Origin of the sequence: Gordoniibacillus kamchatkensis (genome assembly GCF_000829455.1) — a bacterium.
In the GTDB taxonomy this organism is placed as follows: domain Bacteria; phylum Bacillota; class Bacilli; order Paenibacillales; family NBRC-103111; genus Gordoniibacillus; species Gordoniibacillus kamchatkensis.
The window spans coordinates 23,762-49,158 of sequence record NZ_JXAK01000034.1 but is presented as its reverse complement, the minus strand read 5'-3'; the positions used below and the strand labels follow the sequence as shown (position 1 = coordinate 49,158).

At 55.8% G+C, this 25,397-nt stretch carries 21 protein-coding genes and 2 pseudogenes; 19 read left to right on the top strand and 4 right to left on the bottom strand.

What is annotated here, in order from left to right:
- Positions 1-4: 4 nt before the first annotated feature.
- The 15 genes and pseudogenes from SD70_RS18960 (at position 5) to SD70_RS18895 (ending at position 19,120) form a co-directional block, all read left to right on the top strand.
- A complete protein-coding gene (locus SD70_RS18960) occupies positions 5-1,966 on the top strand; it encodes a DHH family phosphoesterase (RefSeq protein ID WP_041049087.1) in 1,962 nt (653 codons plus the stop codon).
- On the top strand, positions 1,963-2,409 hold the full coding sequence (gene rplI, locus SD70_RS18955; protein WP_041049086.1) for a 50S ribosomal protein L9: 447 nt from the start codon (positions 1,963-1,965) through the stop codon (positions 2,407-2,409). Before SD70_RS18960 ends, rplI begins: the two co-directional genes overlap by 4 nt.
- Before the next feature lie 156 nt (positions 2,410-2,565).
- Positions 2,566-3,933, top strand: a complete 1,368-nt coding sequence (dnaB, locus tag SD70_RS18950; RefSeq protein ID WP_041049085.1) for a replicative DNA helicase — start codon at positions 2,566-2,568, stop codon at positions 3,931-3,933.
- Positions 3,934-4,257: 324 nt separating this feature from the next.
- Positions 4,258-4,902 carry a response regulator gene (locus SD70_RS18945; RefSeq protein ID WP_041049084.1) on the top strand — a complete coding sequence of 215 codons (645 nt, stop codon included), beginning with the start codon at positions 4,258-4,260 and terminating at the stop codon, positions 4,900-4,902.
- A 27-nt stretch (positions 4,903-4,929) separates the two neighbouring features.
- Positions 4,930-7,134 (top strand): sensor histidine kinase, encoded by a 2,205-nt coding sequence (locus SD70_RS33625; protein ID WP_197081080.1) that lies wholly within the window; start codon positions 4,930-4,932, stop codon positions 7,132-7,134.
- Between the two features lie 203 nt (positions 7,135-7,337).
- Entirely contained in the window at positions 7,338-9,053 is a 1,716-nt protein-coding gene (locus SD70_RS18935) for a peptide ABC transporter substrate-binding protein (RefSeq protein WP_041049083.1), read from the top strand.
- A 221-nt stretch (positions 9,054-9,274) separates the two neighbouring features.
- A pseudogene (locus SD70_RS18930) lies at positions 9,275-10,561 on the top strand (adenylosuccinate synthase).
- 245 nt (positions 10,562-10,806) lie between these two features.
- A complete protein-coding gene (locus SD70_RS33620) occupies positions 10,807-11,196 on the top strand; it encodes a hypothetical protein (RefSeq protein WP_052487633.1) in 390 nt (129 codons plus the stop codon).
- Complete coding sequence (locus tag SD70_RS18925; RefSeq protein WP_052487632.1) at positions 11,160-11,528, top strand: hypothetical protein; 369 nt, start codon at positions 11,160-11,162, stop codon at positions 11,526-11,528. The genes SD70_RS33620 and SD70_RS18925 overlap by 37 nt, the downstream gene beginning before the upstream one ends.
- A 223-nt stretch (positions 11,529-11,751) precedes the next feature.
- Positions 11,752-13,293, top strand: a complete 1,542-nt coding sequence (locus SD70_RS18920; RefSeq protein WP_041049082.1) for a M23 family metallopeptidase — start codon at positions 11,752-11,754, stop codon at positions 13,291-13,293.
- 171 nt (positions 13,294-13,464) lie between these two features.
- Positions 13,465-14,190, top strand: coding sequence for a response regulator YycF (gene yycF / locus SD70_RS18915; RefSeq protein WP_041049081.1), 726 nt, complete (start codon positions 13,465-13,467; stop codon positions 14,188-14,190).
- Position 14,191: 1 nt separating this feature from the next.
- On the top strand, positions 14,192-16,030 hold the full coding sequence (walK, locus tag SD70_RS18910) for a cell wall metabolism sensor histidine kinase WalK (RefSeq protein ID WP_041049080.1): 1,839 nt from the start codon (positions 14,192-14,194) through the stop codon (positions 16,028-16,030).
- Complete coding sequence (locus tag SD70_RS18905) at positions 16,027-17,313, top strand: YycH family regulatory protein (protein ID WP_041049079.1); 1,287 nt, start codon at positions 16,027-16,029, stop codon at positions 17,311-17,313. The genes walK and SD70_RS18905 overlap by 4 nt, the downstream gene beginning before the upstream one ends.
- Before the next feature lie 181 nt (positions 17,314-17,494).
- Positions 17,495-18,292: a two-component system regulatory protein YycI gene (gene yycI, locus SD70_RS18900; RefSeq protein ID WP_082053488.1), complete on the top strand. Its 798-nt coding sequence runs from the start codon at positions 17,495-17,497 to the stop codon at positions 18,290-18,292.
- A gap of 21 nt (positions 18,293-18,313) precedes the next feature.
- A complete protein-coding gene (locus SD70_RS18895; RefSeq protein ID WP_041049078.1) occupies positions 18,314-19,120 on the top strand; it encodes an MBL fold metallo-hydrolase in 807 nt (268 codons plus the stop codon).
- A gap of 72 nt (positions 19,121-19,192) precedes the next feature.
- Here SD70_RS18895 and SD70_RS18890 read toward each other — a convergent pair whose 3' ends face one another.
- A complete protein-coding gene (locus SD70_RS18890) occupies positions 19,193-19,393 on the bottom strand; it encodes a hypothetical protein (protein WP_041049077.1) in 201 nt (66 codons plus the stop codon).
- A gap of 134 nt (positions 19,394-19,527) precedes the next feature.
- Between SD70_RS18890 and SD70_RS18885 the strand changes: the two are divergent.
- From SD70_RS18885 to rlmH, 3 genes and pseudogenes are all read left to right on the top strand, one after another.
- Positions 19,528-20,813: pseudogene (locus SD70_RS18885) on the top strand (S1C family serine protease).
- 189 nt (positions 20,814-21,002) lie between these two features.
- On the top strand, positions 21,003-21,170 hold the full coding sequence (locus SD70_RS35025) for a CxxH/CxxC protein (protein WP_082053487.1): 168 nt from the start codon (positions 21,003-21,005) through the stop codon (positions 21,168-21,170).
- 118 nt (positions 21,171-21,288) lie between these two features.
- Complete coding sequence (gene rlmH / locus SD70_RS18880) at positions 21,289-21,768, top strand: 23S rRNA (pseudouridine(1915)-N(3))-methyltransferase RlmH (protein ID WP_041049075.1); 480 nt, start codon at positions 21,289-21,291, stop codon at positions 21,766-21,768.
- Positions 21,769-22,091: 323 nt separating this feature from the next.
- Here rlmH and SD70_RS18875 read toward each other — a convergent pair whose 3' ends face one another.
- Genes SD70_RS18875 through SD70_RS18865 form a run of 3 tightly spaced genes read right to left on the bottom strand, consistent with a single transcriptional unit; the run spans position 22,092 to position 24,476 of the window.
- On the bottom strand, positions 22,092-22,463 hold the full coding sequence (locus SD70_RS18875; RefSeq protein ID WP_041049074.1) for an ASCH domain-containing protein: 372 nt from the start codon (positions 22,461-22,463) through the stop codon (positions 22,092-22,094).
- Positions 22,441-23,940, bottom strand: coding sequence for a PIN domain-containing protein (locus SD70_RS18870; protein ID WP_041049073.1), 1,500 nt, complete (start codon positions 23,938-23,940; stop codon positions 22,441-22,443). Before SD70_RS18870 ends, SD70_RS18875 begins: the two co-directional genes overlap by 23 nt.
- On the bottom strand, positions 23,937-24,476 hold the full coding sequence (locus SD70_RS18865) for an ATP-binding protein (RefSeq protein ID WP_041049072.1): 540 nt from the start codon (positions 24,474-24,476) through the stop codon (positions 23,937-23,939). Before SD70_RS18865 ends, SD70_RS18870 begins: the two co-directional genes overlap by 4 nt.
- 438 nt (positions 24,477-24,914) lie before the next feature.
- Between SD70_RS18865 and SD70_RS18860 the strand changes: the two genes are divergently transcribed.
- Positions 24,915-25,313, top strand: a complete 399-nt coding sequence (locus SD70_RS18860; protein WP_041049070.1) for a hypothetical protein — start codon at positions 24,915-24,917, stop codon at positions 25,311-25,313.
- Positions 25,314-25,397 lie beyond the last annotated feature (84 nt).

Here is a 25,397-nt window from a genome sequence, read left to right as displayed (position 1 = left end):
GGCGATGCCGAAGTTTCTTCTGAAAAGATGGCACGGACTTCATATGGTGTGGACGTTCGTGCTGCTTGTCGCGTTATCGATTATTCTGCTCGCGTTCCAATGGATACTGGGGACGCTTGGTCTCATCGCCAGCTGCGTGCTGGCCCTCTATACGCTGCGGGCGGAGACGGCGTTCCGGCGGGAGCTGAACGAATATATCGGCACGATCTCGCACCGCGTCAAAAAGGCCGGGGCTGAGGTCATGAACGAGCTGCCGCTCGGCATGCTGCTATACAACGACGACAAAATCGTGGAGTGGCACAATCCGTACCTCGGCAAAATGCTCGGCCGGGATTCGGTCATCGGCGAAACGCTCGCCGAGCTGTTCCCTGACCTGAAGATCAAGAAGGAGCGCGAGGAGCGGCTTGATCTGACCGTGGGCAAGAACGTGTACCAGGTATGGGTGCGCCCGGAGGAGCGGCTGCTCTATTTTCGCGATAACACGGCGTATTTCACGCTGCACAAAAAGTACGAGGAAGAGAAGCTGGCGATCGGCATCGTGATGATGGACAATCTCGAAGAGGGCACGCAAGGGCTCGACGATCAGGCGCGAAGCATCCTGCTGGCGAAGGTAACGGGCGAAATTACGGAATGGGCGAATCGCAACGGCATTTATATTCGCCGCACCGCTTCGGACCGCTTCCTCATCCTGCTCGATCAGAACGCGCTGAGGAAGCTGGAGCAGTCCCGCTTCGAAATTTTGGACGACGTGCGCGACCTGACGATCGAAAACAAGCTGCCGCTGACGCTCAGCATCGGCATCGCCTCCGGCTTCGACACGCTCACGGAGCTCGGGCAGATGGCGCAGACGTCGCTCGACATGTCGCTCGGAAGGGGCGGCGATCAAGTTACGGTCAAGGTCGGCCAGCGCCTGTCGTTCTACGGCGGACGCACGAACGCGGTGGAGAAGCGGACCCGGGTGCGGGCCCGCGTCATCTCGCACGCGCTGCGCGATTTGATGAAGGAAAGCGACAAAGTAATCATTATGGGGCACAAGTACCCGGACATGGACGCGATCGGGGCGTCTGTCGGCATTCTGAAGGCGGTGCAGACGGTCGGCAAGGAAGGCTACATCGTGCTCGAGGGCGTCAATCCGTCGATCGCCCGTCTCATGGAAGCGATCTCGGACGACGAGAACTTGAACCGTTGGTTCGTGACGCCGGAGCAGGCGCTGCAAATTACGAATCAGCGGACGCTGGCCGTCGTGCTCGATACGCACAAGGCATCGATGGTGGCCGAGCCGAAGCTGCTGCAGCAAACGCACCGCATCGTCGTCGTCGACCACCACCGCCGCAGTGAGGAGTTTATCCAGGAAGCGATGCTCGTTTATATGGAGCCGTACGCGTCTTCGACATGCGAGCTCGTTACGGAGCTGCTGCAATACATCCACGAGCGGATTCAGATGGAAGTGTTGGAGGCGACGGCGCTGCTGGCCGGCATCGTCATCGATACGAAGAGCTTCTCGCTGCGCACGGGAGCGAGGACGTTCGAGGCGGCATCCTACCTGAGACGAAGCGGCGCGGATTCGGCGCTCATCCAGAGGCTGCTCAAGGAAGACCTGGAAGGATATATCCAGAAAGCCGAGATCATTCGCAGCACCGAGATTTTGTATGAGCATATCGCGCTCGCGGCGGCCGAGCCGGGACGCAAATATTCACAGTTGATGATTGCCCAGGTTGCTGATACACTGCTCAATATGACGGATATTACAGCCTCTTTTGTGATTGCCGAACGGCCGGACGGACGGATCGGCATCAGCGCCCGCTCGCTCGGACAGCTCAATATGCAGGTTGTGATGGAGCGGCTCGGCGGCGGCGGCCAACTGACGATCGCGGCTGCGCAACTCGAAGGCACGATTGCCGAAGCGAAGCAGAAGCTGAAAGCGGTGCTGGAGCAAATGGAGCAAGAGGAGGGGTTATTCCAATGAAGGTCATTTTCCTGAAAGACGTGAAAGGCCAAGGCAAGAAAGGCGAAATCAAGAACGTGTCCGAAGGCTATGCGCATAATTTCCTGATTCCGCAGGGGCTGGCGCAACCGGCGACGGAAGGCGCGGTCAAGACGCTCGACAACCAGAAGAAAGCGGAAGAGCGGCGCAAGGAGCAGGAGAAGCAAGATGCCCAGGCGCTGGCCGCGAAGTTGTCGGAGCTGACCGTGCAGCTGCGGGCCAAGGCCGGCGAAGGCGGCCGCCTGTTCGGAGCGATTACGAATAAGCAAGTGGCGGACGAGCTGGAGAAAATGAAAATCAAGCTGGATAAGCGGAAAATCGTCATGGACGAACCGATCCGCACGCTCGGCGTGACCAAAGTCCATGTAAAGCTGCACCCGGAAGTGTCGACGACGCTGAGCGTGCACGTAACCGAAGAGAAGTGACGGAACTGGGCCGGGCTTCGCCTTAGGGCGGATTGCTCGGCTCATTTGGACTAAAGGGCAGCATGGCGGGAAGGCGCAACTCCACCCGCCGCTAGGGGCGGCGAAAGCCGGTTCCTTTTGCTGCATAAGTACGTTATAAGCGAGGAGTACCCGGGTATGAACGCAGACCAATTGCTGGACAATCGCATACCGCCGCAAAATATAGAAGCCGAGCAAGCGGTGCTCGGGGCGATTTTGCTCGATAGTGAAGCTTTGGTTACCGCGATGGAGCGGGTGACGGGCGACGACTTTTACCGCGGCTCGCACCAGCGCATTTTTGAAGCGATAGTGGAGCTGGCCGAGCAGAACGAGCCGGTCGACCTCATCACGCTGACGGCCCGGCTTCAGGATAAAGGGCAGCTCGAGGAAGTCGGCGGCGTCAGCTATTTGGCGGAGCTGGCCAAGGCGGTGCCGACGGCGGCCAACATCGATTACTACGCGCAGATCGTAGAAGAGAAGTCGATGCTGCGCCGGCTCATTCGCACGGCGACGCAGATCGCCTCGAACGGCTATGCGGCAGGGGAAGACGTCGGCGGACTGCTGAGCGAAGCGGAGCAGCGCATTCTCGAAATTTCGCAGCGCCGCTCGTCCACGGGCTTCGTCTCGATCCGAGAAGTGCTGATGGAAGTGTTCGAGCGGGTGGAGTTCCTGTACAACCATAAGGGCGGCTCAACGGGCATCCCGACAGGCTTCACCGACCTGGACAAAATGACGTCCGGCTTCCAGCGCTCGGACCTCATCATCGTCGCGGCGCGCCCTTCCGTGGGGAAGACGGCGTTCGCGCTCAATATCGCGCAGAACGTCGGCGTGCGGGCGAAGGAGACGGTGGCCATTTTCTCGCTGGAGATGGGCGCCGCGCAGCTGGTCAACCGTATGGTGTGCGCGGAAGCGAACGTCGACGCCGGGCGGCTGCGGACCGGTTATCTGGAAGGAGACGACTGGGAGAAGCTGACGATGGCGATGGGGGCTCTCTCCGAGGCGAACATTTACATCGACGATTCGCCGTCCGTCACGGTCGCCGACATCCGCGCCAAGTGCCGCAGACTGCAGCAGGAGAAAGGGCTCGGCATGATTCTGATCGACTACTTGCAGCTCATTCACGGCCGCGGCAAAGGCGACAACCGGCAGCAGGAAGTGTCCGAAATATCGCGGACGCTGAAGCAGATCGCGCGCGAGCTGAACGTGCCGGTCATCGCCCTGTCGCAGCTGAGCCGGGGCGTCGAGCAGCGGCAGGATAAGCGGCCGATGATGTCGGACCTCAGGGAATCGGGCTCGATCGAGCAGGACGCCGACATTGTGGCGTTCCTGTACCGCGACGACTACTACGACAAGGAATCCGAGAAAAAGAACATCATCGAAATCATCATCGCCAAGCAGCGGAACGGCCCGGTCGGCACGGTCGAGCTGGCGTTTCTGAAAAACTTCAACAAATTCGTCAATCTCGACCGTTCGCATCAGGAAGTGGCGGCTGCAAGCGGCCATTGACGGAACAGCGGTGCTGCGGCTGAATTGCATAGCTATGGAAAAAGCTCTCGAGCGGAGTGGTCAAGCCGCTTGGGAGCTTTTTTTGCTGGGTATACCGGGCTGCCCGAGAAAAGCGGTGCGGAGGATGGGAATGTGGGTCGAAGAAGTTGGAACACGATTGTGGGCGAAGCCGGAGATCCGTATTTCCAATCCGCAGCGCAGCCATTCTTTCTCGGGCAGTCTGAAGTTATTCCCATGACAATATAGCGCGAAGATGCTAAGCTAGGGGACAAAGGGAAATTTTGGGCGGTTGACAGGTGGATGTTCGAGAGGGGGACCGGTTTCATGGAGCCAGTCAAAATTATTATTGCCGACGATCACCCGCTGTTCCGCGACGGACTGCGGCTGCTGCTCGAAGGCGTGCCCGATCTGGAGCTGTCCGGCGAAGCGGCGAGCGGGGCGGAGGCGATCGCGCTGGCCGCTTCGCTGCAGCCGGATATCGTGCTCATGGATTTGAACATGCCGGGCATGAACGGCATTGATGCGACGCGATCGATATTGCGTACGAGTCCGCACATCGGCGTTCTGGTCATCACCATGTTCGACGACGACGATTCCGTCTTCGCCGCGATGCAGGCAGGGGCGCGGGGCTATTTGCTCAAAGGCGCGAGCCAGGAGGAGACGCTGCGGGCGATCCGTGCGGTCGGGAGCGGGGAAGCGATTTTCAGCCCGGGCATTGCGAAGAAGCTGATCCACTACTTTTCCACGCTCGCCCCCGGCGCTGCGGCGCCGCTGTTCCCCGAACTGACGGAGCGGGAGCGGGAAATTTTGAAATATATCGCCCAAGGCTTCAATAACGGCGACATTGCCGCCAGAACGGGGCTCAGTCCGAAGACGGTGCGCAATCATGTGTCGAATATTTTTAACAAGCTGCAGGTGGCGGATCGGGCGCAGGCGATCATTCGGGCGCGGGAAGCGGGATTGGGGTAAGGGCGCATGCGGGAATGGTGGCGTCGCGTGGAGGGCCCGTTTCTGCAAGGGCTTCGTTTCGTATGGCTGGCGGCTGCTGCGGTGTTCCTTTATATCTATTTGGACAGCCTGCGGCTTCGTTGGTGGTTGTACGACATTGTGTGCGACCAATATTACATCGGTTGCTCCGATTATTACCAGCTGAATGGGGCGGACGCCAAAGTCCTGTACGGCTGGGGAGTTCTGGGGGCCTACAAATGGTTTCAAATTGCCTGCGACGGCCTCGTAGGGGCGGTCTACTTCCTCGTGGCCGCCTTGGTGTTTCTGCGCAACATGAAAGAAGTATATGGGCTTTTCGTCGCGTACGTGCTGCTGGCGTCGGGAGCGATCGTGCTTGTCGATTCGCTGCGCGCTTATCCTCCGATGTGGGGCTGGGCGGTTCCGTGGTTTCAGGTTATCCATGTCGGCTACTGGGCGCTCGTATTTACGTTTCCGAACGGGCGGTTCGTCCCCCGCTGGTCGGTGGCGCTCGCCCTCGGCTATGCCGCCTTGGCCGCAGCCGGGCTTACCGTACCGAGGCCCGACTGGCCTGCAGGGGCAATCGCGACGCAGCTTGTGATCTATGCTGTAGCCTTGTATGCCCAGATTCGAAGGTATCGCGAGGCGAAGGCGCATGAGCAGCTGCAAATCCGCTGGTTTGTATGCGCTATCGTGTTTGTTGTCGTCACGGGAGTATGGGATCAATTTTGGGTGACGAACCGCGGCATCGGGCCCATCGTCGGCTCGACGATCGCTTTCTCGATCGCGCACATGCTCGTTCCCGTCTCGATCGGCATCGCCATCGTCAAATACCAGCTCTGGAGCATCCGCAGCTTTGCCGGCAGAGCTACCGTGTATATGCTGCTCAGCGCATGCGTAGTCGGCATTTACGTGCTCGTCGTCGGCTTTTTCGGCATGCTCCTGCAAAACCGCGGCAATTTCAACTGGCTCGCATCGTTTCTGGCGACGGGGCTCATTGCGGTGCTGTTCCAGCCGCTGCGAGTGAAGCTGCAAGCTATCGTCAACCAGGTGCTCTACGGCAACAGCGGCGATCCTTATGAGATTTTATCCGGTCTGGGTCAAAGGCTGGAAGCGATCGGACCGCAGGAAGAGGTGCTGACGACCGTCGTCGAGACGGTAGCCCAGGTGCTCAAGCTGCCGTATGTCGCCATTTCGCTACAGGAGGCCGGGCGGCATCGGGTGGTGGCGGCGCACGGCGAGCAGACGTTTGAACTGCATGCGTTCCCGCTCATTTATCAATCGGACATTGTCGGCGCGCTGCGGGTCAGCACCAGAGGCCCGGACGAACCATTCACGGCAAAAGAGATGCGGCTGATCGCCGACCTCGCGCGACAAATCGGCGGGACGGTGAACTCGGCGCGAGTGACGCTCGATCTGGTTCGCTCGCGCGAGCGGCTGGTGCTGGCGCGCGAAGAGGAGCGTCGCCGGCTGCGGCGCGATTTGCACGACGGGCTCGGCCCGACGCTGGCCGGCTTGACGCTGCAGTTCGACGTGGCGCGCAGTCTCGTGCGGGGCAACCCGGAGCGCGCAGAAGAGCTGCTGGCCAACATGCGGGTGCAGTTGCAGCTGGCCATTTCCGACATCCGGCGCGTCGTCTACGCGCTGCGTCCGCCCGCGCTCGACGAGCTGGGGCTCGTCGCTGCGCTGCGGCAGCAGGCTGCGCAGTATCCCGGCGAGCGCGTGCAAATTGCCGTTGCCGGGCCCGAGCCGCTGCCGCCGCTGCCGGCAGCGGTGGAGGTGGCCGCTTTCCGCATCGGCCAGGAGGCGATGAACAACGTCGTGCGCCATGCCGAGGCGTCGCGCTGCGACGTGCGGTTGTGGCTGGATGACTGGCTGCACCTTGTCGTGAGCGACGACGGCAAGGGACTGCCGGACGAAGAGTTCACGCCCGGCGTCGGCCTGCATTCGATGCGGGAGCGCGCCGAAGAAGTCGGCGGCGTCATCGAAGTGTTTGCCGGGTACGACCATGGCCCGGGACGCAGTCCCGACGCGGCATCGCCTGCTGCGGCCGCGCTTGCGGCGCCGGTGCAAGATTCGGGCGACAGCGCCGCAGCCAGGGAGGGCACAACCGTGTACGTCCGGCTGCCGGTCCGCCGTTTCGGCGGCCTCGAAGGCAGCGGCGGCATTGTGCACGGCGGAAGCGCGGCGGCGGACCTCCGGGCTGCCGATGAGCAGAAAGGGGCGGTAGGGTAACCTGGCTATAACCGCGGCTGCAGCCTGCGATAGCAGCAGTTTGTCGCCGTAGACGGCTCCTTCGGGAAAATATTAACCGACGGATGATTTCCTGTGCGACCGGGACACAATATCCCGCCTGCTCGGGACAACAATCCCATGACGCAGGGACATGGAAGATGCTACCATGGGCTCAAACCAAATCCATGAGGGGGAATCATCCATTGGCTAGGAAAACATGGGCAAGTCTCGTGTCCGCGATTGTGCTCGCGGGGACGCTGCTGAGCGGCTGCGCGACCGGCACAGGGGGCGACGGCAAAAGCAGCGGCTCCGGCGGTGCGGCAAGCGGCAGCGGCACGAACACAGCCGCCGAGAAAGGCGGGAAGGCGGCCTCGGGGCCGAAGGAGCTGAAGCTGAATTTTCGCGCGGAACCGCCGGTACTGGACAGCTCGAAATCGACGGCCGCGGCCGCGTTCACGATTATCGGCGCTGTCAACGAAGGCCTCTATCGCATCGACAAAGACGGCAAGCCCCAGCCTGCGCTCGCGAAAGATATGCCGAAGGTGTCCGCCGACGGCAAAACGTACACCGTTACGCTGCGCGACAATTTGACGTTTGCCGACGGCTCGAAGCTGACGACCGCCGATTTCGATTACGCGTTCAAGCGCGCGCTCGATCCGGCGACGAAAGCGCAATATTCGTTCATGCTCTCCTACATCAAAGGCGCGAATGCGATTTTGGCGGCGAAGACGCCGGAAGAAGTGGAAGCGAAGAAAAAAGAGCTCGGCGTCAAGATCATCGACGAGAAAACGTTGGAAATTACGCTGGACCAGCCTGTGCCCTTCTTTACGGACTTGATGGCGTTCCAGACGTACTATCCGCTGCAAAAATCTTTCGTCGAGAAGCTTGGCGACAAATTCGGCATGGACGCCGACAAGATTTTGCCCAACGGACCGTTCAAGCTGGAGTCCTGGGACCACGGCAAACAGCTCGTTCTCGTCAAAAACGACAAGTATTGGGACAAAGACAATGTGAAGCTGGACCGCGCCGTGTTCAACATCGTCAAAGACCAGAACACGGGGATGAATTTGTACGAAACGAACGAAGCGGACGTGGCCGACATTAGCCGCGACTTCGTAGGCATATGGAAAAACAAGCCGGACTTCCAGCCGAAGCGCGAGCTGACGACGTCGTACCTGATGTTCGGCGAAAAGAACGTTCCGGCGTTCAAAAATGCCAAAATCCGCATGGCCCTGGCTCTAGCTATCGACAATCAAGGCTACGTCGATACGGTGCTCGGCAACGGCTCCGTCGCCGCCGAAGGGCTTATTCCGAAAGGGATGATGGACGGCAACGGCAAAGAGTTCCGGCAGACGGCCGGAGTCACGATGCCGAAATACGATCCGGCGAAGGCGAAGCAGCTTCTCGCAGACGGGTTGAAAGAAGCCGGCCTGACGGCAATGCCGCAGCTGAAAGTGATTGCCGACGATAACGAAGGCGGCAAAAAAGCGCTGGAGTTCATTCTCAACCAGTGGAAGCAAAATTTGGGCTTCGACGCGGTCGCCGAACCGGTTCCGCACGCGCTCCGCATCGAGCGCCAGTCGCAGCACAACTTCGAAGTTGTCGTATCGCTCTGGAACGGCGACTATAACGACCCGATGACGTTCCTCGATATGTGGATCACCGGCGGCGAATTTAACGAGGTCGACTATTCCAATGCCGAATACGACAAGCTGGTGAACGGCGCCAAGGCCGAGCTCGATACGGCGAAACGCACGAAAATGCTCGTCGATGCAGAGAAGATTCTCATGCAAGAAATGCCGATCGCACCGAACTACTTCCGTACGCAAGCGTATTTGGTGAAGCCTTACGTCAAAGGGCTCATCTTGCCGTCGATGGGCGGCGACTTCGAGCTGAAGTGGGCTACGATCGAGAAATAAGCGCCGCAAAAACGGACTGAGCCGGCATCATGTTCAATAGACCGCAGCACAACCTACTAGTATCAACAAAATCCCGAACGATTATACCTGGTCAGGTGTGATCGTTCGTTTTTATTTGACTTTGGCGCGCTAAATTGCTACACTAAAAGCGGCGAAACCGGCAAATCCGGATTTCGCCAATTTTGCGGGCAGAACGCCCGGGTGAGAGGAAGTGCGCCATCATGTCAACCGTGGTCGTTGTAGGGACCCAATGGGGCGACGAAGGCAAGGGCAAAATTACCGATTATTTGGCGGAGAACGCCGAGGTGATCGCCCGCTATCAAGGCGGCAATAACGCCGGACACACGATCTTGATCCAAGGCAAGAAGTATAAGCTGACGATGATTCCGTCGGGTATTTTTTATAACGATAAGACTTGCGTCATCGGCAACGGGATGGTCATCAACCCGGCAGCGCTGCTCGAAGAGATCCAGTACATTCACGATAACGGCTTTACTACCGACAATTTGAAAATCAGCGACCGCGCGCACGTCATCATGCCGTACCACCTCGTGCTCGACGGGCTGGAGGAAGACCGCAAGGGCGACGGCAAAATCGGCACGACCCGCAAAGGCATCGGCCCGTGCTATATGGATAAAGCGGCGCGCAGCGGCATCCGGATCGCCGACCTGATGGACGCGGGGGAATTCGAGCGCAAGCTGCGCCGCCTCGTTGCCGACAAAAACCAGCTGATCGAGCAAGTATACGGCGGCAGAGGACTCGATGTGGAGCCGATTTTGAGCGAATACCTCGCTATGCCGAGAAGCTGCGCCCGTATGTGACCGACACATCGGTCGTGCTGAACGACGCGATCGACGAAGGCCGCCGCGTCCTGTTCGAAGGGGCGCAAGGCGTCATGCTCGACATCGACCAAGGTACGTATCCTTTCGTCACATCGTCGAATCCGACAGCGGGCGGAGTCTGCATCGGCTCGGGCGTCGGTCCGACGAAAATTCACCACGTTATCGGCGTAGCGAAGGCGTATACGACGCGCGTCGGCGACGGCCCGTTCCCGACCGAGCTGCATAACGAAATCGGCGACCGCAATCCGCGAGACCGGCCACGAGTACGGCACCGTTACCGGACGTCCGCGCCGCGTCGGCTGGTTCGACAGCGTCGTCGTGCGCCACGCACGCCGCGTCAGCGGTATCACGGGGCTGTCGCTCAACTCGCTCGACGTCCTGACCGGCCTCGATACGGTCAAAATTTGCACCAAATATATGTACCGCGGCGAGACGATCGAGCATTATCCGGCCAGCCTCAACATGCTGTCGGAATGCGAAGCCGTCTACGAGGAGCTTCCCGGCTGGCACGAAGACATTTCCGGTGCCCGCTCGCTGAGCGATTTGCCGGAAAATGCCCGCCATTACGTGGAGCGGGTGTCGCAGCTTACCGGCATCCCGATTTCGATTTTCTCCGTCGGCCGCAACCGCGAGCAGACGAATCTCGTAAGGCCGATTTACTCGTAATCTTGTTTTGCTGAAGGTCCTTTGCCCGTTGTGGGGCAAGGGACCTTTTTTTGCGCGGCACGCGTTAAATCTCTCGATTTATGTCAATACTGGATGGAAGAAACTGGTCGACATCTGTCTTGATCCATCAGGAAGTATATCGCTTGCGCTCTATACTTGGCTTCTTCCGTGCGAGAAACGGAAGGCCGTCTGGAGCGGCCGGCCTGGACCGTTTCTTCTTAACCGAGAGAAGAGGAGTAGCGCTCATGAAATTGCTCTTATGGCTCGCGCGCTGGGGCCTCCGTGTTGCCGTCACGGCAGGCTTGTCGCTGTTCAGTGCCTGGTTTGTCGTTAATATGTATGTGGAGAGCATGCTGCAGCAGTTTCAGCTGTCGAATGTAGGGAAAAAGATTCAATTTTCCGATGTTCTTGCAAGACTGGGCGAGGATTGGCATATGATCAAACCAAGACCCGGCAAGGAAGCCGCATCGGGCAAAACGGCGCCCGCCCTGGCGCAGCCCGCTTCGCCGGACAGCGCGACGAGCACGAACGGAGCCGATACGCGCTCTGGCGGCAGCGGCGGGACGCAGGGCGGCAAGCTCCGCAGACGGAGGAAAAAGTGCCGGAGGACGCCGTGGCCGTGTCGGGGCGGCTGAGCCAAGGCGGAGATACGCGCAGCGGAACGGGGGCAGCAGCTTCCGGCACGACGGCAGGTTCCGACTCGGGTCAAACGGGCAAAGGGCTCGCCGGCCTCGTCGTATCCGCGGACGATTTGGCGAAGAAGAAGGCCGCCATGTCGAGCGAGGACAAAATGAAGTTGTTCTCGCTGCTCGCCAGCAAGCTCCCGCCCGAGCAGCTGCAGCGCATATCGGCGCTGGTCGAGGACGGCATTACGGCCGACGAGATGAAGCAGATCGACGATATTTTGCAAAAAAATTTGCCGAAGGATGATTACAAGCAGATCCTGGATATTATTCAAAAATATTAAGCGGGGCGCTCGGAAACGCCCCGCTTCATGCTTCTTCGCCGTTCGCCGCCAGTTCACAAGAACCTCACAATCTCTTAGCAGAGATGTAGGATTTTGTTGAAACGAGGAGTTTCGTTGTGGTACAGTAATTAGTGAGGCGTGTACGCTGGTTATTGTCACTAAATCAGGCGTTTTTATGCTGCAGAGCGCGCAAATCGCCGGAAACAACGATTAGGAGAAGAACATGACAGATTTCAGGGGAATTCGCTGGATTCGCAGCGTTCTCTCGCGGCGCGGCAAAGCGCAGGAGACGGACGACGCGGTTCAGACAGCAAGCTTGACCGGCTCACAGACGAGCCAGAAGCAAGCGAAGAGCCCATGGGGACTGCTTCGTGAGCACAAATGGCCTATCGTTCAGACGGTAAGCGTGCTCGGACTCACTGCCGTAATGGTCGTGGTCGGGCACCGTTATGTAGAAGCGAATATGGTCGAAGTCTATCACGTGCTGGTAGACGGAGCGGATATAGGAATAGTCGACAACAAGAACATAGTGAATGATTACATCAATCAGAAGAAAGCCGAACTGAAGCAGAAGTTTCCAAACGTACATATGGAACTAGCGGCAGACGGGGTCGCCTTCCAGGTTGAAAGGGCTTTCAAGAAGCCGGCGGACAACGCCGCCGTGCTGGCCGGCCTCGACCGCGAGCTTCAGTCTCAAGCTTTCGGCGTCGAGCTGCGGATCGACGGGAAAGTATTCGGTCTCGTGAAGGACGAGGAGACGGCGAACGCCATTCTCGACAAAATCAAGGCTCCGTTCATACCGAAAGGGAAGGACGAAGCGCCGGTGGCGGTGATGTCGGCCGATGCGGCGCAGCAGCCGAGCGGCAAGCTGGATAAAATCGAGTTCGTGCAAAACGTAGACTTGAACGAAGTGAAAATCAACCCGACCGATGTCATGAGCCCGGATGACGTGCTGAAGAAGCTGCAGACGGGCGACACGCAGCCGACGACCTACGTCGTACAGAAGGGCGACTGCGTATCATGCATTGCCAAGAAGTTCGGGATTTCGAAGCAGTTCATTTACCAGAAGAACCCGTGGATTAACGACGATATGATCAAAGTCGGCGACAAGCTCGACCTCACGGTACTGAAGCCGCCGCTGTCCGTCAGGACGGAAGAGACGGTCGTCGAGAACCAGGAAGTGCCGTTCGATACCGAGTACGTCAAGGACGATACGCTCCGGGCGGGCGTCATCCAGCCGATCTCGGCAGGCAAAAACGGACTGAAGAAGATCACGCTTCATGTCACGAAGGTCGACGGCCAGATGGTATCCGAGGAAGTGCAGAGCCAGGAAATGATCGAACCGCCCGTCACCGCCAAAGCGAAGAAGGGCACCAAGGTCATTCTCGGCGAAGGCTCCGGCAAGTTTGCATGGCCGGTGCTGAGCCCATCCGTTTCGAGCACGTTCGGGATGCGTTGGGGCAAGCTGCACAAAGGCATCGACATTACCGGCAACAAGAGCATTCTCGCCGCCGACAACGGCAAAGTCGTGGAGACAGGCTACAAGGACGATTACGGCAATTATATTATTATCAATCATCAGAACGGCTTCGAAACGCTGTACGGACATTTGAGCGTCATCTCCACAAGCGCGGGCAAGATCGTCGAGAAAGGCGAGAAGATCGGCACGATGGGAGCTACCGGCGATGCGACCGGCGTCCATCTGCATTTCGAAATCCATAAGAACGGCGGTCTCGAGAATCCGCTGAAATATTTATACATGTAAACGATCGATGCAAAAGGGGGCTTTCCGGCGGCATGCCGGAAAGCCCCTTTTTCCACTGCAGCGGAGAGAAGCTTTTCCTTTGAGGAAGGGGCCAGGATGCGGTACAATGGAGGGAAGGAAGCGTGTGCAAGGCCGAAGCGCGGCGTTCGCGCGGTCAGGAGGATGAAGACGATGCACGGTAAAATTCTCGTTGTGGACGACGAGCAACCGATTGCGGATATATTGAAATTCAACCTGGAGAAGGAGGGCTACCAGGTCGTCTGCGCTTATGACGGCGGCAGCGCGGTAGAGCTCGCTTTCTCCGAACAGCCCGATCTCATTCTGCTCGATTGGATGCTGCCGGTGAAGGACGGGATGGACGTATGCCGGGAAGTCCGGGCGAAGTCGAACATTCCGATCATTATGCTGACGGCCAAAGATTCCGAAATCGACAAGGTGCTTGGCCTCGAAATGGGGGCAGACGATTACGTCACGAAACCGTTCGGCGCGCGTGAGCTGCTGGCCCGGGTAAAGGCGCAGCTAAGGCGGCAGTCGCATGCGGCGGCGGACAAGCAGGAGCCGGAAGGGCAGCCGCAAGGCATGCGGCTCGGCGGCCTGTTCATCGACACGGACATGTACATGGTGTATAAAGACGGGCAGCAGCTCGATCTGACGCATCGCGAATTCGAGCTCATCCACTACCTCGCCAAAAACGCCGGCAAGGTGATGACCCGCGAGCATTTGCTGCAGGCGGTATGGGGCTTCGAGTATTTCGGCGACGTGCGGACGGTGGACGTGACGATCCGGCGGCTGCGGGAGAAGCTGGAGGACGATCCGAGCAAGCCCGAGTACATCACGACGCGAAGGGGTCTCGGCTACATGATGCGCAGTCCGGGTGCCAAAGCCGGGGGATGGTGACATGAAGCGCATTCGCTTGTTCCAATCGATTCAGGCGAAGCTCATTATCATTTACGTCCTATTGATCCTTATTGCGATGCAGCTTATTGGCGTTTACTTCGTGAAGACGCTGGAGAACTACTTCAAGACCGATTTTATCGACTCGGCCGACAAGCAAGCGAGTCTTCTCGCCGGCTTCGTGGCGGGCAATTTGACGGCGACGCCGGATTCGAAAACCGCCTCGGGCGACGGCAAAAAGGCGAACAGCGACTTGAACGAGGTGCTCAACCTGTTCGCGCTCAGCAATTCCGAGGTGCAAATTATCGACGCCAACGGCATCGTGCTGACGACGTCGCAGCCGAACCATCAGTCGCTCGTCGGCCAGAAAAACACGCAGATGGAAGTCATTCATGCGCTGCAGGGCATCAGGGACAACCAGCGCATGTTTACCGATACGGACAACCAACGCAAAATGGTGCTGGCCAAGCCGGTCAGCAGCGGCGGCAAAGTCGTCGGTGCCGTCTACGTCATCGCCTCGATGCAAAATATGTACGACACGATGAACCGCATCAACGGCATTCTGATCTCCGGAACGCTCATTGCGCTTGGGCTGACGGCGATGCTCGGCGTCGTGCTGTCCGGCACGATCACGAGTCCGATCAAAGAGATTACGAAGCAGGCGACCGCAATCGCCGAAGGGAACTTTTCGCGGCAGCTCGCCGTACGGTCGCACGACGAAATCGGCCAACTGAGCCATACGTTCAATATGATGATGAAGCGGCTGCGCGAGGCGCTGTCGCTGCATGAGGAAGAGAAGGAGAAGCTCGCTTCGATTCTCGCCAACATGAACGACGGGGTCATCGCAGCGAACGAGAAGGGCCAAATTATTTTGATGAACCGGCCGGCGGAGCAAATTTTGGGGATCGCGGAGCAGAGTGCGGTCGGGCAAAGCTTGTTCGCCTTGCTCGGCATCCCTGAGGATGAGACGGAGCGCTATCAGGAGCGCGGCTCGGGCCTGGCTATGCTGGAGCTGGAGCGGGGCGAGGAAGAGCCGCTGCACGTCCGGGTGACGTTCACCTCGCCTCACTATCGCGGGGACGGCTTGTCCGGCACGATTGCGGTGCTGCAGGACGTCACCGAGCAAGAGAAGCTCGAGAGGTCCCGGCGCGAGTTCGTCGCGAACGTATCGCACGAGCTAAGAACGCCGCTGACGACGATCCGCAGCTACCTCGAGGCGCTGGAAGACGGCGCCGTCGACGATCCGCAGCTCGCGCACCGGTTCATCGGCGTAACGCGCAGCGAGACGGAGCGGATGATTCGGCTCGTGACGGATTTGCTGCATTTGTCACGGCTCGATTCCAAGCAAGCGATGATTGCCAAGGAATGGACGAGCGTACCCGATATGCTGGAGGAAGTGGCCGACCGGTTCTCGTTCCAGCTGCAGCAAAAACAGATCGAGATCGCGATCGAGATAAGTCCCGGCATCGAATACGTCATGCTCGACCGCGACAAAATCGACCAAGTGCTCGACAACCTCGTCTCCAACGCGATCAAATATACGCCGGACAACGGCGCGATCCGGATCGACGTGAGCAAAACCGACGGGCCTTCGCTGGAAGTGACCGTCAGCGATACGGGCATCGGCATTCCGAAGAAAGACTTGGCGCGCATATTCGAGCGTTTTTACCGGGTCGACAAAGCCAGATCGCGCAATATGGGCGGCACGGGGCTCGGGCTGTCGATTGCCCGGGAAATAATCAAGGCGCACGGCGGCACGATTACTTTGGACTCAGAGCTCGGCAAAGGGACGATCGTCACGTTCACACTGCCGATGCAGGGAGAGGAGCATGACGCAGTATGATGGACAAGCTGAAAACGCTGCTGCTTTCCGTGCTCGTCGTCACCAGCTTGCTCCAGACGTATCTTCTGTCTTACAGCAATCCGAAGCTCGATCCGATTAATCAGAACGGCTATGTGCCGACCGAGAAGCTGACAGGGACGCAGCTCGAGCTCGAGGATTTGCTGTTTCCGGAAACGCTTGTGCTGCATTTCGGCAACCAGCAGCATAGCGTTTTGTATCCCGGCGATCTGTTCTACCCGACGATTCTCGAGAAGGTGAAGCAGCGCTATTTCGAAGGGTTCCGCAAAACGAATCTGTACACCGCCGGCGTCAATTGGGACGATGCCCGCAGCAAGCAGCAAGGCATCGAGCTTCGATTCGGACACGGCATACCGTTCGTCGTACTGCAGAAGCTGCTGCAGTTCAAGGGAGACGTGCCCAGCGACACGGATGTGATCACGCGCATCTGGATCATGGTCAAGCCGGACAAGCAGGAAGTGAAGACGTACTTTTTCACGGATAACGTAAACACCGTGTACGAAGCGATCAAGGCTGACTTCACGGCCAAAGACTTGGAAGAGTATTTGAGCAGCGCCGATTATCCGGCCTACCATTCGGCGAACGGAGACTTTTATTTGCCGAATCAGCCGCTCTCGATGACGGCGTATACGTTCAACTATACGGAGTTTACGGCAGAGCAGCTGAAGCAGAGCTTGTTCGTGGATCCGGGCGTAACCCGCAACTTGAAGGAAACGGACGGCTCCGTCATTTATACGGATGGCAAGCGGGGACTTCAGCTGAGCAGCGACCTGCGCTGGATGAACTATTCCGATCCGGTGGCGGCGACCGACACGAAGAACGATATTCGCGACAACTTGCTGGCAGCGATTCAGTTCATTAACCAGCATGGGGGATGGAACGGGAAGTTTATCTTTAATCAGACCGAGACGCGGGGAACCGGAACCGCCGGGCAGACGTTCGACTTTCGGCAATATTACGACCGCTATCCTATCGTCGGAAGGCGTGCGGAGAGCTTCGGCAGCATCAAGCTGGCGATTCAAAAAGGTACAGTATCGCATTATGAGCGTTCGACCATCATTATGGGGTCGCGACCGACCGATACGAAGGCAACCAGTCTGGAGGGCGGAGAAGCGCTGGACAACCGGCTGAAGGAGTATCCGAAACGGTCCAGCATCGCGACGATGTTCCCGGCGTACGATCCCGTCGTCAAAGAGAAGACGCTCGTGCTGCGCCCGGTGTGGGTAGTGGAGCTGCGAGACGGAAGTATGGAAATTTTGCCGTAACGCCGAGAAGGCGCTGCAGGGGCGTTCATGTTCATGAGTCAGAATATATAAGCTTCGACTATACTCGGCTGACTCAGCTACGGAAAATGAATCTTGTCCATAAAGACGGCGAAAGCCGTTTCCACAAGATGGATATAAAGGTAGACGGCCGCCGGACAATGGAACAGGAGGTAGAGAGACGATGGATTGGAGCCGCGCCAAAACGATTCTCATAGCCGCATTCCTGCTGCTGAACGTCGTTCTCGGCTACCAGCTGTGGACCAGCAAGTCGAGCCAGCTCCAGCTGGCGGCTGATACGACGGGGATGGTGGAAGATACGAAGCGGCTGCTGCGGCAGCATAACATCCAGTTTCCGGATTCGATTCCGACCGAAACGCCGAAGCTGAAAGGCATTACAGTCAAATTCGACGAAGCGCTGACGACGGATAGCAAGGTGCGGCTGCAAACCCATTTTAAGCTGAACCCGCTGCTTAGCCGCAGCCAGTACCGGGACATTTCGGCGCGCTCGGAAATCCGGCGCATGGGCGAGTATCAGTACGACCAGGTCGCCAGCTCGGACGGCGTGTACGTGTTCAATCAGCTGTACAACGCGACGTATCCGATGTTCGACGTGCGCCTCGAGCTGTACGAGGAAGGCGGGGAAATCGTCGCGTACCGCCAGGCGTACGCCGAGATGGACAACGGCTCGGGCGGGGACCAGAAAGAGCAGCGCGTGCTTCCGGCCTATACGGCGCTCCGCTCGCTTGTCGAAAATCATCCGTTGGACGGAGCGACGATTACGAACATTCAGCTCGGCTATCACGGCCAGCTGTTTAACTCGCAGCCGCAATATATGGTGCCGACGTGGCGGGTGACGATCGCGGGAGGCGGCGTGTATTATATTCACGGCTTCAACGGCGCGGTAGAAGGCCCTCAAGGGGAGCAGGGCGCGACAGACGCAGCGAACGCGGCGAAGAAAGATCAGACAGGCAATAAGTAGAAGGAATGGGAGCAGGGAAACATGGGACTAAGGTTCAGCGTATTGGCAAGCGGCTCTACGGGCAACTCGATGGTCGTCGATTGCGGCGAGACGAAGGTGCTCGTGGATGCCGGCCTCAGCGCCAAAAAAATCGAGCAGCTCCTAAGCGAGCGGGGCATCGCCGGCTCTGAGCTGGAGGCGGTGTTCGTGACGCACGAGCACGCCGATCACATTAAGGGGCTTGGCGCGATCGCGCGGAAGTTCGATTTGCCGGTGTACGCCAACGAGAAGACGTGGGAAGCGCTCGACAAGCAGATCGGCGATATCGCAGGCCATAACCGCAAGGTGATGGAAACCGGCGGGACGGTCGAGTTTGCCTCGCTGCGGGTCGAGTCGTACGGCATTTCGCACGACGCGGCGGAGCCGGTCGGGTATTGCTTCTACCACGAGAAGCGCAAGCTCGGGCTGGCTACGGATCTCGGCTACATGAGCAGCAAAGTGAAGGATCAGCTTATGGATTGCGATGCGATCGTGCTGGAGACGAACCATGACGTTGAAATGCTGCGCATGGGGCATTACCCGTGGAGCATCAAGCGCCGCATTTTGGGCGATCTCGGCCACTTGTCCAACGAGTCCGCGGCGGAAGCGCTGGCCGATCTGATCGACGGCAAGCTGAAGCGCGTCTACATGGCGCATTTGAGCCGCGATCACAACTTGATGGATTTGGCCAGGCTCACGCTGAATAATGTACTAGAGGAACGGGGAATTTCGCTGCAGGAGCGCAAAATCGCTCTGCACGATACATACTTCGACCGCGCCACGGATTGGGACGATCTCGATTCGGATTGACCGGATGCCGTTGCGAGTAGCGGCGATGCCGGGCCGGGGTTCATCGTCCGATGCAGATCTGGCCTCCATCGCCTATATTTCCTGATGCAGAAATAACGAGTCCAGCCGGGAAGCCTTCTCGCGAATCTCGTCTTTGCTGAGAATGCCTTTTTCGATGAGTAGTTCGGTGATCGCACTGAGGAGCAGGGACGTCTGGTAGTGATCGTCCTTCAGGTCGGCGAGCCTTGCGATCAGCTTCACGTCCTCGAAGCTGGATTGGATACGGTTATTCATTGGAGAATCTCCTTTTTTGTGCGATAATAGTTTTATAGCTTTGCTATTATTGTAGGCTGCAGGACGTGAAAACATTCCTGTGACATAGGATTTTTTTGCTGCCTGGCGAGACGGGGCGGGGAGGGAACCGGCGTATGAGCTTGTTTGAGGACGATTTTTATTCGACAAAGGTGAGCCGTAAGGCGTACGGCGAGCAAGGTTCCCGGAAGTTCCGCCGCGGAAGCGTCGGCCGGCTGGGCGACGGATTCGGCCGGAGGACTGGCATGGGCTTCACGGACGGGTGGCGGAGGCTCGAATCGCGGCCGATGGCGCTGGCGGTGTCGTCGGCGGTCGTCGGGGCGCTCGTGGTACTGCTCTTGTTCTGGGCGTTCGGACACGGCGGCGGATCGAAAAAAGCCGTAGCCGCCATGGGCAGCGGCTCCGCGGCCAAAGCCGGAGACGTGCTGCAGACGGCAGGCGACTCGGTCATCAAGGCGGCGGAGAAAGTGCGGCCGACGATCGTCAGCGTCGTCAGCTCGCGCAAAGATGACAAGTCCGACCGGAGCGGCATCGGCATCGGCTCGGGCGTCATTTTTCAGAAGAACGGGGACAAGGCGCGTATTCTCACGAATAATCACGTGGTGGATGGGCGACGTCGTTCGAGATCGTCCTGTCGACGGGCGAGAAGCGGACCGGGACACTTATCGGCAAAGACTACATCACGGACCTCGCGGTGCTTGAGATGGACGGTGCCGGCGTGAAAATGACGGCAGAGTTCGGCAACTCGGACGCGCTGCAAGCGGGCGAGACGGTCATCGCCCTGGGCAACCCGCTGGGGCTCGGTTCTTCGCCGACGGTGACGCGCGGCATCGTCAGCTCGCCGAAGCGGACGATCCCGGTATCGCTAAGCGGCGACGGCGACTACGACTGGCAGATGGACGTCATTCAGACGGACGCGGCCATCAACCAGGGCAACAGCGGCGGCGCGCTCGTCAATATGGACGGCAAAGTCATCGGCATTAATACGATGAAAATCGCCGACATCGGCGTCGAGGGACTCGGTTTCGCGATTCCGATCAACTCGGCAGAGCCGGTCATCGACAGCTTGATCAAGTATCACAAGGTGAAAAGACCTCAGCTTGGCGTTCGCCTCGTCGATTTGGCTTCATTCAAAGGCACCGATGTATTAAAGCTGCCCGCAGACGTCAAGAATGGAGTTATCGTGCTTGACGCGTCGGGGCCGGCGAAGGATGCCGGGCTGAAGAGCCAGGACGTGATCGTGGAGCTTGACGGCAAGCCGATCGGCAGCGTGATGGATCTGCGGAAATATTTATACGATCACAAGGCGATCGGGGATAAGATAGGCATAACCTACTTCCGCGTCGGCAAAAAGGCTACCGCGACCGCAACGCTGGTCGAGACGCCTGATCCGGACAAGTGACGGGTTCCGGCTGGGTGGCGCGGCGGGTGGTTGTGTGTCCATTAACCAGTTCGCCGAAGCTAGCCGGGGCTTGCCTGTATTGTTTTGATTATGCGGCATAGGATGGCAGTTTTGGTTGTATGGTATAGTATTTTGTATATTGCGACGGTAAGGAATACAGCTTAGACGGAATAGGGGATTTTGCGGCTGATGTTTGTTGTTTGTAAGGAACATGTGGAGATTGCCATCGACGAGTTCGTTGACGAGTATGAGGACGCGCCGGATCTGGTCGACTTGCTCGAGGTTCGGTTCCGGGAGTGGGAACCGCCGGCGTGCTGCCAGTTTTGCTCGGCGCCGCCGCGTTTTCTGATCTTGTGAGGCGTTGATGGTTGCAGGGGAGAGACCGTTCGGGTGCCGCTACCGGTTGGGGAGCGGGCTTGGGCGGTCTTTTTTGAGTGTGTTGAAGATAGCGTCGGTTAGGGGGCCCATGTGGGACATGCAAATTCAGATTGCGGCTGTCGGGAAATTGAAAGAGAAGTACCTTGTTCAGGGAATTGAGGAATACGCCAAACGGCTGGCGCCTTACGCGCGTCTGACGATTACGGAGGTGCCCGACGAAAAGGCACCGGAGACAATGAGTGCTGCCGAAGCGGAGCAGGTCAAGCAGCGCGAAGGCGAGCGCCTGCTCGCCGCGCTGCGCCCGGACGCGTACGTCGTGGCCCTGGCCATCGACGGCGAGCTATGGACGAGCGAGCAGCTCGCGCGCTCGCTCGATCAGCTGGCCACCTACGGGCGGAGCCAGGTGGCCTTTGTCATTGGCGGTTCGCTCGGCCTGAGCGAACCGGTGCTGCGCCGCGCCGACCAGCGTCTCTCGCTCGGGCGGCTCACGCTGCCGCACCAGCTCGCGCGGCTCGTGCTGGTGGAGCAGGTGTACCGGGCGTTCAAGATTAACCGGGGGGAACCGTACCACAAGTGAGGCGAAATTTTTGGTATTAGCCGCGAACGGGGCGCGGAAAGTTGCCACAGAAGGGGAGGGTGGGGGTGAGGCCACCCTAGGGGGAGTATCGCAGTGCAGGCGGGCTTTTGCGGACTATCGCGGACAATTTCAAAGCTTACGGCTCCTGTTCAAGCATGGATGAACTTTCACCTTAAAGATTTTGGATCGTTTCGACGCCTTTTATCATAGCTATGGCAGAGATAGAAAGAGCGACCCTAACCAAAAGAGAGACGGAGGAGAAGAACGAAGAACATGGAAAGGAGCCTAGACCCCTTTGTATATCTGATTGTAAATTTATTAAATTATTCGATGTATGCAAAAGATTGAGGCGGCACTGAGTGATAAACATCGCCTAGTTTTCTTGACTTTGAATACCTCTCATAATTTTTAATCTTAATGGCATACCCTTTTTCTTTCTCGGTAAAATATTCAAAGAAAAACTGTTCATCAATTCCCGAATGAGTCTTGGTTTCTTCCCATAATGAATTTACGTCATCAAAAAGAATGGATTCAATTTCAAACTCACCAACAACTCGACTAATAGGAGCAGTTGCATAGACTACGACTATATTAATGTCCTTCCGTTTAAAAATGGTCTTACGATATTCATACTTTTTTTGACCTGAAAAAATTTTATTCACAAATTCCGGTTTAATTGATAATAATACGTTCATCAATATGTGCCTCCCTTAAGATGTCTTTAAAGTTTTGATATGTGATTCTCACAAATCCCCTTGGCGCGGTATGAACGCTTTGAATTACTCCTAATTCAATCAGTCTTTTCATATTTACTCGCTTAGGAAAAGAGTATGAATAAAGGAAATTGATAATAAAAGGTCTGCTCTTTTTATAGTGCCAAAACTCGAGGAGTTCTGTATCATTAAATACACTTCTTTTTTTGCACAGGTCTATAAAATGTTGGGGGTCTTTAATGTCAGTAACGACGCTTTCAACGATGCCTAAGGTTGTAACAACACTCTCATAGTACCCACCAGTTCGATAAAAGACAATAATATCACCCTTATTGAGATTCCTTTCGATCGATCTTGAAATGAAAACCTTACTTATCGCATTCCTGAATGGTTCATTTTCGATATAATCTTCCGGTGATTCCGTACGTAAAATGGAATCAGGAAATAGATTAGTATGGTACTCCGGATATATTGGTGTGATAAATATTTCTTTATTCGCATCGACATATGGGAATGTATATTTTGGATTCAAGTCATCAAAGACTGGCTGGAAATCCCGAGTGTATACTAATTCTGTACCATCCTTAGTGCCATGATTAACAAATCCAAAATCTGTAAGTAGATTAATGAGTCTTATTTGTTCAATGCTTTTATCAAATATGGTGACGTAGATTTCATCGACACGGAATCTTATCGCGTTGTCGAAAATTATTTTAAGGAAGCGTTCCCCAAGTTTGTAACCGTTCAAGGTGACTTTGAATGTTCCAATCTTTAGGCGTTTCTTTTTAGAGAACGGAGGTGAAATATTTGAATAGTTTTCATTTTCACCTTCAATTTTCAAATATAAAAAGGCAGCCAGACTATCATCCATTTTACAAATATAAGCTATTTCATCGGCTTTTTTGTTAAACCATTTTTCAAAGCCAGGGTAGTCTTCTTTCAAACTGTTGAAGAATGTATCATTAAGATTAATATTTCCCATGTACTCTTTTGTAACTGAAAGAACCTTATAATTGACCAGATCTGGGTGTTCACTTATTACTTTTTCCAAGAAAGAATCGATCGTAAATACTTTGTCAGAGAGGTTTAGCCGTGCTGCTTTTAAAGCTATTTTTCGATCCTCGGTTATTAAAATATCAACTCGTTCAGCTGCTAGTTCATTTAATAACTTGGTATCATTGATGTCGTTCGGATTTTTATCATATTGTTTAGAAATGCTACTTACTATTGAAGTCATAGGAGCTTCAGTCTTAAGGACGTGATAGCTATCAAGTTTGATTATCATGGAGCTAACGGTTTGTTTGTCTTTATATCTTTTAATTTCTTCAATGGTTATAGGATGGACACATTTCGTATATCCTAGCTTGTCGAGCCATCTGAAAAGAACTCCAATATCATTTTTCATTACATTGCTCGTTTCACGATGAATAACGATATTAGTATCGAGTAAGACTTTCATTTTAACACTCCTAGCCCGGTGATAAATTTATGCAGATGAGCTGCTGAGTTCAAGCTTTGGTTGTAGATATAATAAGGAATGTTTAGATTATTGGCTAGGAATACAGCATGATTTATTTCTTCATCTTGGAAGTTCTCGATGAACGCTGGTTCATAATGGATACTATCTCGCATCTTTAGACGTTCTACAATGTTATTTACAGCATCTGAAACAACAATGCAGGCAATTGGCTTTATTTGCTGAAATACTGTTTCGGGAATTTTTGAAACGGTACGTTTCTCATTTATTAAACAGAAATGGCCATCCAATATGAAGGCTTTTTCTCTTGCTTTAACATCTTTAAGACCTTCTATAAGAAGTGCTTGATTAATATCGATGTCTGGAATTAACTTATCTTGTGGGAAGTTTTGATTTTTTAATTCAGAGATAATTCTGCTTGCGGAGTAAGCGGGAATTTGATGAGTACTTACTAATTCGTTACAAATAGTGGTTTTCCCTACTCCATGTACACCACCAATAAAAATTATGTTGTTCAAGACTTATTCTCCTTTCGAACCATTACTATTTACCCAGATTATACCATGAAAGCAGACTGGTCATGAAGAACTAGTCAGTGCATAAAAAAACTCACAAATATATGGGTGCCTGAATTAAAAAAAACAAACCGCACTTCAACCTTCTCCAAAACGTATTACCGAGACGCAATACATTGAAACTGTATCACAAATGAGGCGAAATTTTTGGCCTTAACTGCGTTCGGGGCGCGGAAAGTTGCCTCGGCGGGGAAGGGTGGGAGTGATGCCGTCCCGTATTTTCAAAGCCATAATATATGATCGTTAACTTTGACATTCGAAAAATGATGGCCCCCCTAACCTAGTGTAGCTTAGTATGGCTTTCTATCTTTCTATCCACTCGTGTATAATTTTAAAAAGAGGTTGCCCCAAAAATTACACTTCCGTGAGGGATATTACTCTATGAGCTGTTTGAAAGATCGAATCAACTTAGTGAGCTACTGGCATAAGGTAGAGAGTTTTACTCCCCATGAGATTGACAAAGATAGTACTGGAAAACCGGTTACGAGCGAAGAGACGCTTCCGTGGGTATCTGGAGGTTTGAAGCTGGCTCTGGATGAGGAGGTTAACTTTCACAAGCTTTGTATAGGCGTTTTTTATGTTTCCGAGGCGAATCGAGCGATTGATGAATATTTGGGGCCAGGGAAAGAGGAGTCGCCAAACCTTAGCGCGGTGCTAAGCTGTTTTGCTGAATGCATCTTTACTCCCAGCGGTTTATACAAGCCCGGTTCGTTCAAGCTTTCTACGATGCCTTGGGCCATGGGAAAGCTGATGACAGGGGAAGTGTTCTCCACCGAATGAATTAACGAATTCGAACACTATTGCCGTGACGTAACGAAACGAATCGAGCAGATTTTTCAGGAAACGTGCAACTTTGATCAACTG

What these genes read in the sequence shown, in the direction of transcription:
- SD70_RS18860 (WP_041049070.1), top strand. Translation starts at nt 24,915, where the DNA reads ATGAGCTGTTTGAAAGATCGAATCAACTTAGTGAGCTACTGGCATAAG.
- SD70_RS18920 (WP_041049082.1), top strand. Translation starts at nt 11,752, where the DNA reads ATGACAGATTTCAGGGGAATTCGCTGGATTCGCAGCGTTCTCTCGCGG.
- yycF (WP_041049081.1), top strand. Translation starts at nt 13,465, where the DNA reads ATGCACGGTAAAATTCTCGTTGTGGACGACGAGCAACCGATTGCGGAT.
- SD70_RS18875 (WP_041049074.1), bottom strand. Translation starts at nt 22,463, where the DNA reads ATGAACGTATTATTATCAATTAAACCGGAATTTGTGAATAAAATTTTT.
- SD70_RS33620 (WP_052487633.1), top strand. Translation starts at nt 10,807, where the DNA reads ATGAAATTGCTCTTATGGCTCGCGCGCTGGGGCCTCCGTGTTGCCGTC.
- SD70_RS18945 (WP_041049084.1), top strand. Translation starts at nt 4,258, where the DNA reads ATGGAGCCAGTCAAAATTATTATTGCCGACGATCACCCGCTGTTCCGC.
- rplI (WP_041049086.1), top strand. Translation starts at nt 1,963, where the DNA reads ATGAAGGTCATTTTCCTGAAAGACGTGAAAGGCCAAGGCAAGAAAGGC.
- walK (WP_041049080.1), top strand. Translation starts at nt 14,192, where the DNA reads ATGAAGCGCATTCGCTTGTTCCAATCGATTCAGGCGAAGCTCATTATC.
- SD70_RS18905 (WP_041049079.1), top strand. Translation starts at nt 16,027, where the DNA reads ATGATGGACAAGCTGAAAACGCTGCTGCTTTCCGTGCTCGTCGTCACC.
- dnaB (WP_041049085.1), top strand. Translation starts at nt 2,566, where the DNA reads ATGAACGCAGACCAATTGCTGGACAATCGCATACCGCCGCAAAATATA.
- SD70_RS18895 (WP_041049078.1), top strand. Translation starts at nt 18,314, where the DNA reads ATGGGACTAAGGTTCAGCGTATTGGCAAGCGGCTCTACGGGCAACTCG.
- SD70_RS18870 (WP_041049073.1), bottom strand. Translation starts at nt 23,940, where the DNA reads ATGAAAGTCTTACTCGATACTAATATCGTTATTCATCGTGAAACGAGC.
- SD70_RS35025 (WP_082053487.1), top strand. Translation starts at nt 21,003, where the DNA reads ATGTTTGTTGTTTGTAAGGAACATGTGGAGATTGCCATCGACGAGTTC.
- SD70_RS18960 (WP_041049087.1), top strand. Translation starts at nt 5, where the DNA reads ATGCCGAAGTTTCTTCTGAAAAGATGGCACGGACTTCATATGGTGTGG.
- rlmH (WP_041049075.1), top strand. Translation starts at nt 21,289, where the DNA reads ATGCAAATTCAGATTGCGGCTGTCGGGAAATTGAAAGAGAAGTACCTT.
- yycI (WP_082053488.1), top strand. Translation starts at nt 17,495, where the DNA reads ATGGATTGGAGCCGCGCCAAAACGATTCTCATAGCCGCATTCCTGCTG.
- SD70_RS18890 (WP_041049077.1), bottom strand. Translation starts at nt 19,393, where the DNA reads ATGAATAACCGTATCCAATCCAGCTTCGAGGACGTGAAGCTGATCGCA.